Below are 16,562 nucleotides of genomic sequence, written 5' to 3'. Positions count from 1 at the left end.
AAGAGCGGTACTGGGTACCGTAGGGTTACGTCTATTTAACACGCAAAACTCAATATGTAATGCGGAGTTGCCAAACGCAAGGGGGTTGGACATGGCCGGGAACCAGGCGAGCGCCGGGGACCTGCTCCATCTGGTGCGCAGTGGTACGGCCACGACGCGCGGCGCGCTCCAGCGGGTCACGGGCCTGTCCCGGGCCACCGTCGGACAGCGTCTCGACCGGCTGTTCCGGGCCGGCTGGCTGCGCGAGGGCGCGCCCGGCCCCGGCGTCTCACCCCTCGGCGGACGCCCCTCCGTGCGCCTGGAGTTCGAGGACCGGCACGCCGTCGTCCTCGCCGCCGACCTGGAGACCAGACATGCCCGTGCCGCCGTCCTCGGCCTCTCCGGCGAACTGCTCGCCGAGCACACCGGGCCGCTGCGCGTCGAGGACGGCCCCGAGGCCGTCCTCGGTGAACTCGGCCTCTGGTTCGGGCGCCTGCTGGAGAAGTCCGGGGCCTCCCCGGACACCGTGTGTGGGATAGGTCTCGCCGTGCCGGGGCCTGTTGACCGGGGGTCGGGCCGGGTCGTCCAGCCGCCCATCATGCCCGGCTGGGACGAGTACGACATACGCGGAAGAATACGGCGGGCCTTCGCGGAGGCCACCGGGGCCGGCGGGGGTGCCGGGGACACCGCGACCGGCCTCGCCCCCGGGCCCCTGCCCGTCCTCGTCGACAACGACGCGAACCTCATGGCGTACGGGGAGCAGCGCGCCGGATACCCGGACTGCTCCGCCTTCGCGCTGGTCAAGGTCTCCACCGGGATCGGCGCGGGGGTCGTCGTGGACGGCGCGATCTACCGGGGGGTGGACGGGGGAGCGGGTGACATCGGGCACATCCGGGTCCCCGAGGGGGAGGGGGTGCTGTGCGCGTGCGGCTCCTACGGCTGCCTCGCCGCCGTCGCGAGCGGCCGGGCGCTGGCCCGGCGGCTCACCGAGGCCGGGGTGCCCGCCTCCTCCGGCTCCGACGTCCGCTTCCTGCTCGCCGACGGGCATCCCGAGGCGACGGGCCTCGCCCGCGAGGCGGGCCGCCGGGTCGGCGAGGTGCTGGCCACCGTCGTGACGCTGCTCAACCCCGGGGTGCTGATGATCGCGGGCGACCTCGCGGGCACCCCCTTCCTCACCGGCGTACGCGAACTCCTCTACCAGCGGGCGCTGCCGCGCAGCACGGCCGGGCTGGAGATCGTGACCTCGCGGCTCGGCGAGCGGGCGGCGCTCGCCGGAGCGGGGGCGCTCGTCGTGGAGCACCTGTACGAGCCGGCCCGCGCCGAGCGGCGGCTGGCCGCGATGGGCCTCTGACCCACGCCCTTCTCCCTCCGCCCTTCTCCCCCTTCCCCTCGTCTCACCCCTTCCCTCGTCTTCCCCTCGTTCTCGTCACGCTGAGTGAGTGGCGGCGCGAACGGGCGACACCCGGCCGGCCGTTTCCCGGTCCCGGAAGCCGGCCCCGTGTCGGGGCTGAGGGCGGGGGCCGCGAACGGCACGGGATGACAGGAGCGCCCCGGGTGCGCCCCCGGGCCGTCCGCATGCTGGGAGAGCCCGCCCCGGAGGCACGTGATTCCCGCCACGCTTGAGGGGGCTATTGCTCACATGAGCGAGTTGGGGGCGTATTCAGGACCCTAAGAATGGCACTGAGTGCCATGACGGTAGCGTTCAACTCGTGAACTCATATGCCGGGGAGTGGCGCTCATGTGAGCGGAATTAACCGGAATGACATATTCCGATTCGAAGTAGTGAAGCCCGGCCCGGTCCGTGCTTCCACCCCTCCCACTTTCGATCTGCTGGCAGACGGCTGGTTCCGGCCCCAGGACACGCAAGCGCACGTACCGCCGGGCCTTCGATCTGGGTATGTTCCTCGCCGTCAGGGCAGTCGGAAGGGCGAGGAGTCGAGTCCTGTGTCGTCACAAGCGAAGAGCACGGATAACCCCGCGGTACGGAAGACCACCGGACCGGACACCGGGACGGTGAAGTTCGTCTACGACTTCACTGAGGGCAACCGTCATCTCAAGGACCTGCTCGGCGGCAAGGGCGCGAACCTCGCCGAGATGACCAACCTCGGCCTGCCCGTCCCGCCCGGTTTCACCATCACGACCGAGGCGTGCAAGACGTACCTGGAGAGCGGCAAGGAGCCCGCGGCCCTGCGCGACGAGGTGAGCGCCCACCTCGACGCGCTGGAGGCCACGATGGGCAAGAGGCTCGGCCAGGCCGAGGACCCGCTGCTCGTCTCGGTCCGCTCCGGCGCCAAGTTCTCGATGCCCGGGATGATGGACACCGTCCTCAACATCGGCCTGTCCGACGCCTCCGTCGCGGGGCTGACCGCCCAGGCCGGGGACGAGCGCTTCGCGTGGGACTCCTACCGGCGGCTGATCCAGATGTTCGGCAAGACCGTGCTCGGCGTGGACGGCGACCTCTTCGAGGAGGCGCTGGAGGCGGCCAAACGAGCGAAGAAGGTCGCGACCGACGTCGAACTCGACGCCGCCGACCTCAAGAAGCTCGTCAAGCAGTACAAGAAGCTCGTCGAGCGCGAGGCCGGACGGCCCTTCCCGCAGGACCCGCGCGAACAGATGGACCTCGCGATCCACGCGGTCTTCGACTCGTGGAACACCGACCGCGCCAAGCTCTACCGCCGTCAGGAGCGCATCCCGCACGACCTCGGCACCGCCGTCAACGTGTGCTCGATGGTCTTCGGCAACCTCGGCCCCGACTCGGGCACCGGCGTCGCCTTCACCCGCGACCCGGCCAGCGGCCACCAGGGCGTCTACGGCGACTACCTGCAGAACGCGCAGGGCGAGGACGTCGTCGCCGGAATCCGCAACACCGTGCCGCTCGCCGATCTGGAGCGGATCGACAAGCCCTCGTACGACGAGCTCATGCGGATCATGGCGACGCTGGAGAACCACTACCTGGACCTGTGCGACATCGAGTTCACGATCGAGCGCGGCAAGCTGTGGATGCTCCAGACCCGCGTCGGCAAGCGCACCGCGGCCGCCGCCTTCCGCATCGCGACCCAGCTCGTCGACCAGGGCCTCATCGGTGAGGCGGAGGCGCTCCAGCGGGTCAGCGGCGCCCAGCTCGCGCAGCTCATGTTCCCCCGCTTCGACGACGAGGCGCGCACCGAGGTCGTCGGCCGCGGCATCGCCGCCTCGCCGGGCGCGGCCGTCGGCAAGGCCGTCTTCGACTCGTACACCGCCGTCAAGTGGTCGCGCTCGGGCGAACAGGTCATCCTGATCCGCCGCGAGACCAACCCCGACGACCTCGACGGGATGATCGCGGCCGAGGGCATCCTCACCTCGCGCGGCGGCAAGACCTCGCACGCCGCCGTCGTCGCCCGCGGCATGGGCAAGACCTGTGTGTGCGGCGCCGAGGACCTGGAGGTCGACACCAAGCGGCGCCGCATGACGACCGCCTCCGGCACCGTCGTGGAGGAGGGCGACCTCGTCTCGATCGACGGCTCCAGCGGCAAGGTCTACCTCGGTGAGGTCCCCGTCGTGCCCTCCCCGGTGGTCGAGTACTTCGAGGGCCGCATGCACGCCGGGGCCGAGGAGGCCGACGAGCTGGTCGAGGCCGTGCACCGGATCATGGCCTACGCCGACCGCACCCGCAGGCTGCGCGTACGCGCCAACGCCGACAACGCCGAGGACGCCCTGCGCGCCCGCCGCTTCGGCGCCCAGGGCATCGGCCTGTGCCGCACCGAGCACATGTTCCTCGGGGAACGCCGCACCCTGGTCGAGACGCTGATCCTCGCCGACACCGACGCCGAGCGCGAGAAGGCCCTCGAACAGCTCCTGCCGCTCCAGAAGCAGGACTTCGTGGAGCTGTTCGAGGCGATGGACGGACTGCCGGTCACCGTGCGGCTGCTGGACCCGCCGCTGCACGAGTTCCTGCCCGACATCACCGAACTCTCCGTGCGCGTCGCGCTCGCCGAGGCCCGCAAGGACTCCAACGAGAACGACCTGCGCCTGCTCCAGGCCGTGCACCGGCTGCACGAGCAGAACCCGATGCTCGGACTGCGCGGGGTCCGGCTCGGCCTCGTCATCCCCGGCCTGTTCACCATGCAGGTACGGGCCATCGCGGAGGCCGTGGCCAGTCGCAAGGCCGCGAAGGGCGACCCGCGCGCGGAGGTCATGATCCCGCTCGTCGGCACCGTGCAGGAACTGGAGATCGTCCGCGAGGAGGCCGAGCAGGTCATCGCCGAGGTCGAGGCCGCGAGCGGCGTCCAGCTCAGGCTGTCGCTCGGCACGATGATCGAACTGCCGCGCGCCGCGCTGACCGCCGGGCAGATCGCCGAGGCCGCCGAGTTCTTCTCCTTCGGCACCAACGACCTCACCCAGACCGTGTGGGGCTTCTCCCGCGACGACGTCGAGGCCAGCTTCTTCACCGCCTATCTGGAGAAGGGCATCTTCGGCGTCTCCCCGTTCGAGACCATCGACCGCGAGGGCGTCGGCAAACTCGTCGCCGACGCCGCGAAGGCCGGCCGGGCCACCCGCCCCGACCTCAAGCTCGGCGTGTGCGGGGAGCACGGCGGCGACCCCGAGTCCGTCCACTTCTTCCACGAGGTCGGCCTCGACTACGTCTCCTGTTCCCCCTTCCGCATCCCGGTCGCCCGCCTGGAGGCGGCCCGCGCCGCGGCCACGCCGTCCTCGGACTCGACCCGCTGACCACCTGACCCCGGGGCCGCCGCCCGTTCCGCCCACCCTCACGGGACCGGCGGCGGCCCCGGGCACGTAAGAGGAAGGGCGGCGCCTTGTGCGGAGGCGCCGCCCTTCGGTGCGCCGCGCCCCCCCTACGGCCGGGAGGCGCCGGGCACGGCGGGCCGCCGGGAACCCGCCCCCGCCCTCAGGCCGAGGGCGTGCCCTCCGCGGTGCCCGGTGGGTCCAGGTGAGCGGTGTCGCCCCAACTGGTCAGCCGGAGCGTTTGGCCGTCGCCCCGCCAGTGCGAGACCGAGGCGTTCGGTACGGGAGGCAGGTGCTCCGGGGCGGTGGCGCCGATGCCGGTCAGCACGTGACGCAGGGCGAGGACCACCCCGTCGTGCGCGACGACCAGGACCCGGCGCCCGGGGGCGGCGCGGCCCAGGTCGGTGAGGAACTGGCCGACGCGCAGGGCGACATCCGCGAAGGACTCACCCCCGGGCGGCCGGTACCACCAGTCGCCCAACAGCGCGCGCCGCGCCGCCTCGTGCGGCGCGCGGGCCCGTACGGCGGAGGGCGGGTGCAGTTCGAAGACGCCCGTCTCGCGGTCGCGGAGCCTCTCCTCGATCAGCATGTCCAGCGGCGCCGCACCCCGCTTCGCCGCGCTGTCCGCCATCGCCTGCCAGGTCTGCCGTGCGCGGGTGTAAGGAGAGCAGATCACCAGATCGGGTCCGGTGCCGGGGGCCTGGTCCGCCAGCCGGGCGCCCAGCGCCCCGGCCTGAGCGAGGCCCTCGGCGGTCAGGGGGATGTCACGGTCACGCCCCGGCACCGGGTCCGGCGCCCCGGACTCCGCGGCGGCGGCGAACGCGACGTTGGCCACGCTCTGGCCGTGGCGGACGGCCCACAGCGCCCGGAGCGGGCAGGGCGGGACCAGGCTCGCACCCGCCCCGCGGCCCGGCTCCGGACCGGGACCCGGCCCTGCCGCCGTACGCGTACCGCTCACCGCGCACCCACCCGGGCCCACGCGGGCGGCTGGACGGGGAGGGAGGGGGACGGGGCCGCCCCGGGGCGGGACAGCTCGACGAGGTCGTCCACGCGGGATCGTCCCTTCTGCGGCCGGCGCGGGGGCGCCACCGGTCTCCCGGCCGGCGCCGAGGTCACCGTAGCTCCCGACGTCCCACAGGAGCGCCGACGACACCGGGGCGCCGCCGGAACAGCGGTACGGCCTACGGCACGAGGGCGGCGCGTGCCGTCGCCAGGAAGGCCGGGACGCTCGCCCGCGCGTGCTCGGCCCCGTGCCACCACGTCATCGTGACGTCCGTCCGCGCGGCCTCCTCGCCCACCAGCGGGACGGCCGCGACCTCGTGGCGGGACGCGGGCCCCGCCACGGCCGTCTCGGGCAGCAGGGCGCAGCCCATACCGGCCGCCACGCACCGGCACAGCGCGGCCAGGCTCGCGACCTCGGTGTCGACGACGGGCGCCCCGGGGCCCAGAGCGCGGATCAGCGCGTCGAGCATCTCCCGGAAACCGCAGCCCGGCGGGGTCGCGAGGAAGGGCTCGCCGCGCAGGTCCCGGCCGCTCACCCGCGAGGCCGACGCGAGGCGGTGACCGGGCGGGGCGACGACCACCAGGCGCTCCGTGCCGAGGCTCTCGCTGGTCGTCAGCTTGTCGCCGGGGGCCGCGCCGTAGGTGAGCGCGACATCGACCTCTCCGCGGCGCACCCAGTCGTACACCTCGCCGCGACCGCCCTGGCGCACGGTCACCCGCACCCGCGGGTACAGCCCGCGGTAGCGGGCGAGCACGGCGGGCAGCCGGTGCGCGCACAGCGTCTCCAGTCCGCCGACGGTCAGCACTCCGCTCGGCTCCCGCGCCTCCTCGCCGACGGCGGCCCGCGCCTCCCGTGCGAGCAGCAGCATCCGGTCCGCGTACTCGACCAGCCGCTCACCGGCGGGGGTGAGGGACAGCCTGCGGTGCGCGCGGTCGAAGAGGCGCACGCCCAACTCGGCCTCCAGCGACTGGATCTGCTCCGTCACGCTCGACTGCGCGTAGTTCAGCTCGGCGGCGGCGCGCGTGAGGTTGAGCGTCCCGGCCACGGCCCGGAACGCTCGCAGGTGACGCAGTTCCATGGTCCGTCCTCCCCCTCCATCGGTCCCCCCGATGGTGCCATCGGCACATCCCGCTTCCGCAACCGGCGGAGCGTCGCGAGGATTCCGGAAGCCGGTCGCCGCCCACTCCCTCCCGCGCCCCCTCCCGTGCCGGCGGCCGGCCCCCTCCCTCTTCCTGCGACCGCCCCGCACGCCCTTCGCCTGCCCCGTCCCCCTTCCCGGAGGCCCCCATGCCCAGCCAGTCGGCACGTACCGTCCACGCAACCGAAGACGCCCCGGGAAGCCCTCCCGGCACGCCGGCACCGGCGGCCGCGCGGTCCGGCGGACTCCTGCTCCTCGGGATCTCGCTCGGCTACTTCATGGTGCTGCTGGACACCACGGTGGTCACGGTCGCGCTGCCGGCGATCGGCGCGGAGCTGTCCGGTTCGCTCAGCGGGCTCCAGTGGGTGTCCAACGGCTACACGCTCACCTTCGCCGCGCTGCTCCTGACCGCCGGTGCGCTCAGCGACCGCTACGGCGGCCGGAAGGTCTTCGTGACCGGGCTGTGGCTGTTCGCCGCGTTCTCCGGCGCCTCGGCGGCCATCGGCTCCCTCGGCGCGCTCATCGCGCTGCGCGCCCTGCTCGGTGTGGCCGGGGCGCTCCTGCTGCCCACCTCGCTCGCGATCATCGCGCACGCCTTCACCGAACCGGCCGTGCGGGCCCGCGCCCTGGGGGCCTGGGCCGCGATCAGCGGCAGCGCGCTCGCCGCGGGACCGCTGGTCGGAGGCGTCCTCAGCGACTCGCTGGGCTGGCGGGCCGTCTTCCTGATCAACGTGCCGGTCGCGCTCCTGAGCCTGGTCCTCGTCGTACGACACGCCCCGGCCAACGTCCCCGGGGCCGCCCGGGGCCTCGACCTGCCCGGCCAGGCCACGGCCGTCCTCGCCCTCACCGCGCTGACCTACGGGCTGGTCGAGAGCGGGCCGGAGGGCTGGGGCTCCCCGCGGGTCCTCGGGTCCTTCGCCCTCTTCCTCCTGAGCGCGCCGCTCCTCGTGGCCGCCGAGCGCCGTACGCCCACCCGGCGGCGCTCGCCCATGCTGCCGCCCGGCCTGTTCCGCGACCGGACCCTGTCCTGCGGACTGTGCGCCGGGCTGCTCGTCAACTTCGGCCTCTCCGGCGTGCTGTTCGTGCTCTCGCTGTCCTTCCAGGAGACGCACGGACACTCGGCGTTCACCACCGGGCTGCTGTTCCTGCCGCTCACGCTGCCGACCGCCTTCAACCCCGTCCTCACCGGCAGGCTCGTCGGCAGGATCGGGGCGCGCGGTCCGGCGATCACGGGCTTCCTGATGATGGGAGCGGGGGTGCTGGTGCAGTCCGCCGCCTCGGACGCGGACTCCACGGCCGCGCTCGCCACGACCTGCGCGGGCCTGCTCGTCATGGGCTTCGGCGTCTCCTTCGCCATCCCGCCGCTCATGACCGCCGTGGTCGGCTCGGTGGCCAGGGAACAGTCCGGCATCGCCTCGGGCGCCCTCAACTCCGCCCGCCAGACCGGCGCGGTGCTGGGCGTCTCCGTCCTGGGGGCGGTCATCGGCTCAGGGGCCCCGGACGCGAACGGCACCCGGTACGCGCTGCTGACCGCCGCTCTCTCGCTGCTCGCCGGGGCCGGTGTGGTCGCCGCCTGGCTGCGGCCGGGCGGCGGACCGGCGGGGAAGTGAGCCGGCCGGGCGGGCGGCGGGGGAGAGGCCGCCCGTTGTCCCGCGCCGGTGAGAGCGGGGCTCCGGCCGGGCCGGCTCAGCCCGGCAGCCCCTCGTAGGTCACCCCGGTCAGCTCCCGTGAGGCGTCCCAGAGCCGGCGCGCCGCCTCGTCGTCCAGCGTCCAGGGGGCACGCCAGGACGGGGCGGGGGCGCCGCGCCAGCCCGCGAGGCGCGGCCCGGTGAACGAGTCGCCGCGCACACCGGGCGCGGTCGCCGCGAACAGGGTCGGCAGGGCCCCCCGCTCCGCCGGCTGGGCCACGATCCGGTTGCCGAGTTCGACGGCCTTCTCGGTCCGCCTGCGCCCCTCCATCCGCACACCCGCCGTCTGGAGGTTGGTACGCGCGTAACCGGGGTGCGCCGCCGCGGCCACCGTCGAGAGCCCCGCCGCGGCCAGCCGCCTGCTCAGCTCGTGCGTGAACAGCAGGTTCGCCGTCTTCGAGCGCGCGTACGCGATCCAGCGACGGTACCCGCGCTCGCTGTTGAGGTCGTTGATGTCGATGTTGGCCATCAGGTGCATGAAGCTGGACACCGTGACGACGCGGCTGTCCGGCGTCCGCGTGAGCGCGGGCAGCAGGAGACCGGTCAGCGCGTAGTGCCCGAGATGGTTGACGCCGAACTGCCGCTCGAAGCCGTCCGCCGTGCGGCCGTACGGCAGCGCCATGACGCCCGCGTTGTCGATCAGCAGGTCGATCCGCCGCTCCGCGTGCCGGTCCGCGAACTCCCGCACCGAGGAGAGGTCCCCGAGGTCCAGCCGGGAGAACTCGGCGTGCGCGCCCGGGACTTCGGCGAGCAGCCGGGCCGTCGCGTCCCCACCGCGCCCCTCGTCCCGGCACGCGAGGACCACGTGCGCCCCGCGCCGCGCCAGCTCCCGGGCCGTGACGTAGCCGATCCCGCTGTTGGCCCCCGTGACGACCGCCGTACGGCCCCCCTGGTCGGGAATGTCACTCGCACTCCAGCCGGACATGACGCGGGCTCCCTTCACCTGATCCACACGGTCACGCGTCGCCCTGCCGCCGGGCACGGGGACGCTGGGGACCGCCTGCCCGCCACCCTAGCCAGCTACGCCCGGACACCTCAGGCCGCCGCCCCGCCGTCGACCACGAGATCCGCCCCGATCGTGGAGGCCGCGGCCGGTGAGGCCAGGTGCAGTACGGCCGCCACGACCTCCCCGGTGAAGGACACCCGGCCCAGGGGCGACTGCGTCTTCATACGCTCCGCCCGGTCCGCCGGACTCTCCCCGGGGCGCAGCGACATGGCGGTGTCGACCGGGCCCGGACTCACCGCGTTGATCCGCACGCCCTCCGCCGCGTGGTCCAGGGCCGCCGCCCGGGTCAGCGCGGACACGGCCGCCTTCGAGGCGATGTAGCCGGCGAGCCCCGGGAAGCGGCGGTGCGCACCCAGATTCGAGGCGATGTTGACGATCGCCCCGCCCGAGGACTGCGCGCGCATCCGGGCGATCTCCTCCCGCAGGCAGTGGAAGACGCCGGTCACGTTGACCTCGAAGAGGGTGGCCCAGTCCGCGTCGCTCAGCTCCGTCAGCGGGGCGCCGCCCCGGAAGACCCCGGCGTTGTTCACCGCCACGTCCAGCGAGCCGAACCGTTCCACGGCCCCGGCCACGAGCCGGCCGACCGCCGCCGGGTCGCCCACGTCGGTCGGGGACACGACGGCCTCGGCGCCCGCCGCGCCGACCTGGGCGGCCGTCTCCTCCAGGGCCTCGCGGCCCCGGCCGGCCAGCGTCAACGACGCGCCCTCGGCCGCGAAGCCGAGCGCCAGCGCACGGCCGAGCCCGGACCCCGCGCCCGTCACGAGCACGGACGCGCCCGAGAAGCGCGAGGGGAAGGCCGTGGGAGCGGGGGCGGGACGGGGAACGGAGGCGGTCGGTGTCATGAGAACTCCCTTGTCGGGTGCGGAAGTGCGGAAGTGCGGAAGTGCTGAGACGTCGCGTGCGCGGGTGCGCGGGTGCGCGGGTGCGCGGGTGCGCGGGGGCGTGCGCCGGTGCGGGGGCGTGAGGATCGCCGGGCGTCAGTTGTCAGGTGTGCCCGGACGGAATCTGGAACGGTCGTTCCTGAACCGATGCGCGGGTGCGCGGGTGCGCGAGTGCTGCGCGGGACCGGCGGCCGTCGCCGCGCGGCTCAGTCGAGCAGGGTGAGCGCCTCCCGGGCCGCGTCCCGGACGCGCGCCGGATCGGCCGAGACCTTGCCCACGACGCGCATCCCCTGGAGCAGTACCAGCAGGAGACGGGCCAGCGTCGCCGGGTCCCGCTTTGGGGGCAGTTCGCCCTGCGCCCGCGCGCGCAGCAGGGCCGAGTGCAGCAGTGTCTCGACGTGCGCCCAGCTGCGCTCCACCCGGTGGGCCGCCTCCGCGTCGCGCGCGCCGAGTTCGGCGGCGGTGTTCGTGACGAAACAGCCCCGGCCGCGCGTGGTGGCCTTCGCGGCCTCGTCCGCGAACCGCAGGACCACCGCGCGCACCCCGGGCAGCGCGGGGCCGGGCGCCGACAACTCCTCCAGCAGGCGCGGGTCCTGGCAGGCCCCGTACCGGTCGAGCGCGCGCAGGTACAGTTCGCGCTTGCCGCCGAAGGTCGCGTACAGACTGGCCCGGCCGATGCCGAGCGCGGCCACCAGATCGGCCATCGTGGTGGCTTCGTACCCGCGCTCCCAGAACAGCTCCATGGCCGTGCCGAGAGCCGCCTCGGGATCGAACTCCTTCGCTCTGCCCATGGGGCGAACCTAGAGGGAGATGGAACGTCCGGTCAAGAAAAACCGGGTCCCGCCTCCCTGCGGTGGCGCGGGACCTGCCGCAGCTCCCCGGGAGCCGCCCGAACGGTCGGACATCGCGGCCTCATAGGGTCGTGCCCATGCCCGACATACCTTTGACCTCGGTGTTCGTCCTGTGCCTGGCCGCGCTGGCCGCCGGCTGGATCGACGCCGTCGTGGGCGGCGGCGGACTCCTGCTGCTGCCGGCCCTGTTCCTCGGTGTCCCGCACGTCGCCCCCGCCCAGATCCTCGGCACCAACAAGGCGGTCGCCGTCGTCGGCACCGGCGCGGCCGCCGTCACCTACGCGCGCCGCGCCCCGGTGAACGTCAGGACCGCCGTGGGCATCGGGATCGCGGCCGTGTGCGGATCGATGACCGGGGCCTTCTTCGCGGCCGGTATCGACAGCGACCTGCTGCGCCCGCTCATCATGGTCGTCCTGCTCGCCGTCCTGGCCTTCGTGATGCTGCGGCCCTCCTTCGGCACCGCGGTCCAGGGACCGCCGGCCGGGCGCGCCCGCGTGCTCACCGCGATCGGCGTCGCCGGGCTCGGCATCGGCTTCTACGACGGGCTGTTCGGGCCGGGCACCGGAACCTTCCTGGTCATCGCGCTGACCGCCGTGCTGCACCTCAATCTGGTGACCGCCTCGGCCACCGCGAAGATCGTCAACGTGTGCACGAACCTCGGCGCGCTCGGCATGTTCGCCTACCACGGCACCGTGATGTGGCAACTGGCCGCGCCCATGGCCCTGTGCAACCTCGTCGGCGGGATGACCGGCGCCCGCACCGCGCTCAACCGGGGCAGCGGCTTCGTGCGCCTCGTCCTGGTCGTGGTCGTGGTGACCCTGGTCGGGAAGCTCGCCTACGACCAGTGGCTGGGCTGAACGGCCCCGGTGCCCGGCGAGGGGCGACCGGGGCGGGGGCCGCCCGCGGGCCCCGCCCCGCCCCCTCCGCCGTCACAGCCCGACGCCGCGCGCCCTGCGGTGCAGCAGCCACGTACCGGCGGCCGCCGCGCACGCGAGCACCCCGACCCCGCAGGCCACCCGCACGGGATCGCCGCCCAGCGGGCCTGGACCGGCCGCGGCGGTCCGCGCCGCGCCCCCCGCGCCGCCGCTCCCCGCGTCGGTCCCGGTGCCGCTTTCCGTACGGTTCCCGGCGCCGCCCCCCGCGCCGCTCTCACCGGCCGCGTGGCCCGCGGGGCCGTACGCGCCGTCGAGTCCCGCCGTCCCCACCGTCAGGTCGCCGCGGACGTCGGCCTTTCCGCTCCCGCAGCGCGCCACGACCTCGTACGTGCCCGGTTCTACGGTCGCGGGGACGGTGAACCTTCCCACCGACTCGCCCGCCGCCGCGTCCGCGCCCAGCGGGAAGCTCCCCTCGCGGACCGCGGGCGCCGAACCCGTCGCGGCACCGGAACCGCACGCCGCCGTCCGCACGGTCACCGTCGTGCCCGGCGCGACCGAGGCCGGCTCCAGCCGGAGCGCGGGCCCGGCCGCGGGACCCCGGTCGGCGTGCGCCGCCGCCCCCGGGACCCAGACGATTCCGGCGGCTACTACGGCGGCGGCTGCCGCACCCGTCCGCAGACGTGTCGTGGGCATGGTCCTCCTTCCGCGCGGGGCCCGGCCGCGGCTCTGCGCGCACGGCGCCGTACGCGCCCCGCCTACGAGGTAAGCCGGGTACGCCACCGCCCGCCCGCTCAGCAGGGGTGAACGGGTGACGCCGCATCAGCGCGACACCGCCGTACGGAAGGCCGCGGGGGCCTCAGACCACGTCCCAGGGGACCGCCCCGTACACCTCCTCCAGCCGGCCGTACAGCCGGTCGTCGACCGCGAACTCCCGCTCGTCCACGGCCTGTACGGGGGCGACGCCCTGCGAGTTGCAGACGAAGGCGGCGCGGAAGCGGCCCAGCTCCGCCAGGCGCACCGGCTCCCGCGCGACCGGGGAGCCCGCCGCGGCCAGCCCCGCCGCGAGCAGCCGCAGTGTCGTCCCCTCCAGCGAGGGCCCGTCGGGCGCCACGAACCGCTCCCCGTCGTGGAACAGGACGTTCGTCACCGCGCCCTCGCTCACCAGACCCTCCGGCCCGGTCAGCAACGCCTCGTCGAAGCCCTCCCCGGCAGCGACGCGCCCCGCGTGGATCTGCCCGAAACCGCCGAGGTGCTTGACGTGCGCGAGCGGACGCACATAGGCGACCGAGCGCAACCGCTTCGCCGACCGGCCCGCCTCGACCGGCTCACGCACCGTCACGAACAGCGAGAGCGCCTCCAGCGGGCGGTGCACGTAGATCCGGACGGCCGCGTCGAGCAGGTCCCCGCCGAGCGCGTGCCGCACCCGTGCGCGCACCAGATCCCCGTCCGGCTCCAGGCCCCACAGTTCCCGCGAGCCCTCCGCGAGCCGGTCCAGGTGCGCCCGAAGGCCCCGCACCCTCCCGCCCCTGATCTGCATCGCGGTGAAGTGCCCGTCGTTCACGACGGCCCGCCACAACAGGTCGTCGGCCGTGGGCGGACGGCCGTCGACCTCCATGCGCAGGATGCCGAGCGAGCGCTGGAGCGGGCCGGGAGCGGAGCCGGGCGAGGGGGCCGGACCAGGGGTGTCTCGTCCTGTCATGACGCCACGGTAGTACCGCCCGGCGCGGGCCCCGGGGCCCGCCACGAACGGCGGCACGCGACGGGGGAGCCGACAGCCCGAACGATCCGGCACGCGGCGCGGCCGGCCCCGAACCGGCCGGCGGGGGACGGAAAGCCCGCGGGGAGGCGGTCCGACACGCGCCACCCGGCGGAACTCGCCCCCGTGCCGACTTGACCTCAACCAAACTTGACATACGAGTCTCACGTCATGGACATCGCTCAGGCTCCCACGCACACCCCCGCCCCCTCCTCCGGCCCCGGCCCGGCCGATTCCGCCGTCCCCGCCCCCGCGCCCGTCCTGTCGGGCCGGGACCGGCCGCTGCGGACGACGCTCGTCGTCGGCAGCAACCGCGAGGGCCGCTTCGGCCCCGTCATCGCCGACTGGGTCCTCTCCCGGATGGCCGCACGCCCGGGGCTCGTCCCCGTGACCGTCGACGTCGGCACCACCACCCTGCCCGCCGCGATCACCAGCCGCCCGGAGCCGGAACCCGCCCGTGAGCTGTCCGCCACCTCGGCGGCGCTCGCGGCCGCCGACGCCTTCGTCGTGCTCACCCCCGAGTACAACCACTCCTATCCGGCCCCGCTCAAGAACCTCATCGACTGGCACTTCGACGAATGGCAGGCCAAACCGGTCGGCTTCGTGTCCTACGGCGGGGTCTCCGGCGGGCTGCGGGCCGTCGAGCACCTGCGCGGCGTCTTCGCCGAACTGCACGCCGTCACCGTCCGCGAGACCGTCTCCTTCGCGCACGCGGCCGGCCTGTTCGACCCCTCCGGCCGCCCGCGCGACCCGGCCACCGCCGAAGCGGCTCTCGACAGGCTGCTCGACCAGCTCGACTGGTGGGGCCACACCCTGCGAGAGGGCAAGGACATCCGCCCGTACGGATCGTGAGCCCGGCCCGGCGGGGGCCCGGCCGGCGGGGAGACACCGCGAGCGGCCCGGCCCCGGGGCCTGTGGCCCGTGGTCGGCCCGGCACCGTGCACCGCCCGTCCGGCCCCGCCGCCCGTCCGGCCCGGAATGTCGTTTCCGCCGTCTACCCTCGGACCCATGGCAGGAACCGAGGGACCAGGCAGGACGGCACCGGGCGCGCGGCCGAACGCGGAAGAGGGACGGGCCGAAGAGGGACGGGCCGGGGCGCGCGCACGGACCGCGGCGGCGACCGGCGGCGACCGCCCGGCCGGACCGGGCGAGGGCGCCCGCCTCGCGCGCGCCGGGGCCACCGGCCCCGCCGTCGCACCCGCCTACGACGTACCCGCCTACGACGCGGCCGCCACCGAACGCTGGGCCCCCGAGCCCGACAAGCGGCCCGGCCGCACCTCCTTCCAGCGCGACCGCGCCCGCGTCCTGCACTCCTCGGCCCTGCGCAGGCTCGCCGGGAAGACCCAGGTCGTCACCCCGGGCACCCGGGGCCACGTGTGGGACGCGAGCCCGCGCACCCGGCTCACCCACTCCCTGGAGTGCGCGCAGGTCGGCCGGGAACTGGGCGCCGCGCTCGGCTGCGACCCCGATCTGGTGGAGACGGCCTGTCTCTCCCACGACCTCGGCCACCCGCCCTTCGGGCACAACGGCGAGCAGGTCCTGAGCGAACTCGCCTCGGACATCGGCGGCTTCGAGGGAAACGCCCAGTCGCTGCGCCTGCTCAGCCGCATAGAACCCAAGCGCTTCGTGCGCTCCGAGGAGAGCGGCGAGGACGAGAGCGTCGGCCTCAACCTGACCCGGGCCGCCCTCGACGCGGCCACCAAGTACCCCTGGCGCCGGGGCGAGCACCCCAAGGACCCCGGCTCCGTGAAGTTCGGGGTGTACGAGGACGACCTGCCGGTCTTCGCGTGGCTGCGGCGCGACGCCCCGCCGCACGAGACCTGCTTCGAGGCGCAGGTCATGGACTGGTCCGACGACGTCGCCTACTCGGTGCACGACGTCGAGGACGGCCTGCACGCCGGGCACATCGACCCCGGTGCCCTGCTCGCCGAACCGGAGCGCGCCGAGATCGGGCGGGTCGCCCTCGAACGCGGCCACGTCCCGCGCGACGCCGACCCCCAGGAGCTGTCCGACGCCCTCGACCGGCTCCTCGCGCAGGACTGGTGGCCGCACGGATACGACGGCTCCGCCCCCGCGCAGGCCCGGCTCAAGGACGCCACGAGCCAGCTCATCGGCCGCTTCTGCTTCGCCGCCGAGAGCGCGACCCGCGCCGCGTACGGACCGGGGCGGCTGACCCGGTACGGCGCCCGCCTCGTCGTCCCGCGCTCCGCCCGCCTCGAATGCGGCACGCTCAAGGCCGTCGCCGACCTCTACGTCATCCAGCGCGCCGAACAGGAGGTCATCCGCGCCGAGCAGCGCGTCGTCGTCGCCGAACTCGCCGAGGCCCTCACCGCACGCGCCCCCGAAGGACTCGACCCGCAGTTCCGTGCCCTGTACCGGGCGGCCCCGGACGACCGGTCGCGCCGCCGCGTCGTCATCGACCAGATCGCCTCCCTCACCGACGCCTCGGCCCGCTCCCTGCACGCCGACCTGACCGGCCCGGGGCGCGGCCGATGAGCACCCCGAGGTCAAGTCGTACGTGTGTGCGAGCCATCCCCCGTGCCGGTGAACAGGAGGTACGCGAGACGCCCCGCATATTCGGCCGGCGCGTGCCCTCCGTCCGTGCGCCCCGCCGCTGCACGGGCGCGACCTCGTGGGATACGGTCCGTCAGACCCCGTGGGCG

13 protein-coding genes are annotated in these 16,562 nt (G+C 74.6%); 6 read left to right on the top strand and 7 right to left on the bottom strand.

Annotation, left to right across the window (positions count from 1 at the left end; genetic code table 11):
- Positions 1–91: 91 nt before the first annotated feature.
- Together ACFYMP_RS14980 and ppdK are read left to right on the top strand one after the other, a co-directional pair.
- Entirely contained in the window at positions 92–1,330 is a 1,239-nt protein-coding gene (locus tag ACFYMP_RS14980; RefSeq protein WP_388856231.1) for an ROK family protein, read from the top strand.
- 662 nt (positions 1,331–1,992) lie between these two features.
- Positions 1,993–4,686, top strand: a complete 2,694-nt coding sequence (gene ppdK / locus ACFYMP_RS14975; RefSeq protein WP_388856725.1) for a pyruvate, phosphate dikinase — start codon at positions 1,993–1,995, stop codon at positions 4,684–4,686.
- Positions 4,687–4,864: 178 nt separating this feature from the next.
- On the opposite strand, the gene ACFYMP_RS14970 is transcribed toward ppdK, so the two are convergent.
- Both ACFYMP_RS14970 and ACFYMP_RS14965 read right to left on the bottom strand, forming a co-directional pair.
- A complete protein-coding gene (locus tag ACFYMP_RS14970) occupies positions 4,865–5,590 on the bottom strand; it encodes a histidine phosphatase family protein (protein WP_388856722.1) in 726 nt (241 codons plus the stop codon).
- A gap of 292 nt (positions 5,591–5,882) precedes the next feature.
- Positions 5,883–6,782, bottom strand: coding sequence for a LysR family transcriptional regulator (locus tag ACFYMP_RS14965; protein WP_388856228.1), 900 nt, complete (start codon positions 6,780–6,782; stop codon positions 5,883–5,885).
- A 209-nt stretch (positions 6,783–6,991) separates the two neighbouring features.
- Between ACFYMP_RS14965 and ACFYMP_RS14960 the strand changes: the two genes are divergently transcribed.
- Positions 6,992–8,452 carry an MFS transporter gene (locus tag ACFYMP_RS14960; RefSeq protein ID WP_388856224.1) on the top strand — a complete coding sequence of 487 codons (1,461 nt, stop codon included), beginning with the start codon at positions 6,992–6,994 and terminating at the stop codon, positions 8,450–8,452.
- A gap of 76 nt (positions 8,453–8,528) precedes the next feature.
- Here ACFYMP_RS14960 and ACFYMP_RS14955 read toward each other — a convergent pair whose 3' ends face one another.
- The 3 genes from ACFYMP_RS14955 to ACFYMP_RS14945 form a co-directional block, all read right to left on the bottom strand.
- Positions 8,529–9,455 (bottom strand): oxidoreductase, encoded by a 927-nt coding sequence (locus tag ACFYMP_RS14955; protein ID WP_388856221.1) that lies wholly within the window; start codon positions 9,453–9,455, stop codon positions 8,529–8,531.
- Between the two features lie 110 nt (positions 9,456–9,565).
- Positions 9,566–10,378, bottom strand: coding sequence for an SDR family NAD(P)-dependent oxidoreductase (locus ACFYMP_RS14950; protein WP_388856217.1), 813 nt, complete (start codon positions 10,376–10,378; stop codon positions 9,566–9,568).
- A 245-nt stretch (positions 10,379–10,623) separates the two neighbouring features.
- Positions 10,624–11,208, bottom strand: coding sequence for a TetR/AcrR family transcriptional regulator (locus tag ACFYMP_RS14945; protein WP_388856214.1), 585 nt, complete (start codon positions 11,206–11,208; stop codon positions 10,624–10,626).
- A 137-nt stretch (positions 11,209–11,345) separates the two neighbouring features.
- Between ACFYMP_RS14945 and ACFYMP_RS14940 the strand changes: the two genes are divergently transcribed.
- Positions 11,346–12,125: a TSUP family transporter gene (locus tag ACFYMP_RS14940; protein ID WP_363145098.1), complete on the top strand. Its 780-nt coding sequence runs from the start codon at positions 11,346–11,348 to the stop codon at positions 12,123–12,125.
- Positions 12,126–12,197: 72 nt separating this feature from the next.
- On the opposite strand, the gene ACFYMP_RS14935 is transcribed toward ACFYMP_RS14940, so the two are convergent.
- Complete coding sequence (locus ACFYMP_RS14935; protein ID WP_388856210.1) at positions 12,198–12,836, bottom strand: hypothetical protein; 639 nt, start codon at positions 12,834–12,836, stop codon at positions 12,198–12,200.
- Positions 12,837–12,999: 163 nt separating this feature from the next.
- Positions 13,000–13,842 (bottom strand): aminotransferase class IV, encoded by an 843-nt coding sequence (locus ACFYMP_RS14930; protein WP_388856207.1) that lies wholly within the window; start codon positions 13,840–13,842, stop codon positions 13,000–13,002.
- A gap of 228 nt (positions 13,843–14,070) precedes the next feature.
- Between ACFYMP_RS14930 and ACFYMP_RS14925 the strand changes: the two genes are divergently transcribed.
- The gene (locus tag ACFYMP_RS14925; protein WP_388856204.1) at positions 14,071–14,751 is read left to right on the top strand and encodes an NADPH-dependent FMN reductase; all 681 of its coding nucleotides are present in this window, start codon (positions 14,071–14,073) and stop codon (positions 14,749–14,751) included.
- A 156-nt stretch (positions 14,752–14,907) separates the two neighbouring features.
- Positions 14,908–16,395, top strand: coding sequence for a deoxyguanosinetriphosphate triphosphohydrolase (locus ACFYMP_RS14920; protein WP_388856201.1), 1,488 nt, complete (start codon positions 14,908–14,910; stop codon positions 16,393–16,395).
- Positions 16,396–16,562: the final 167 nt, after the last annotated feature.

Origin of the sequence: Streptomyces sp. NPDC007088 (assembly GCF_042869355.1) — a bacterium.
Classification (GTDB): domain Bacteria; phylum Actinomycetota; class Actinomycetes; order Streptomycetales; family Streptomycetaceae; genus Streptomyces.
Note: the sequence above shows the minus strand (reverse complement) of the source record. Positions and strands in the feature narration are given on the sequence as shown.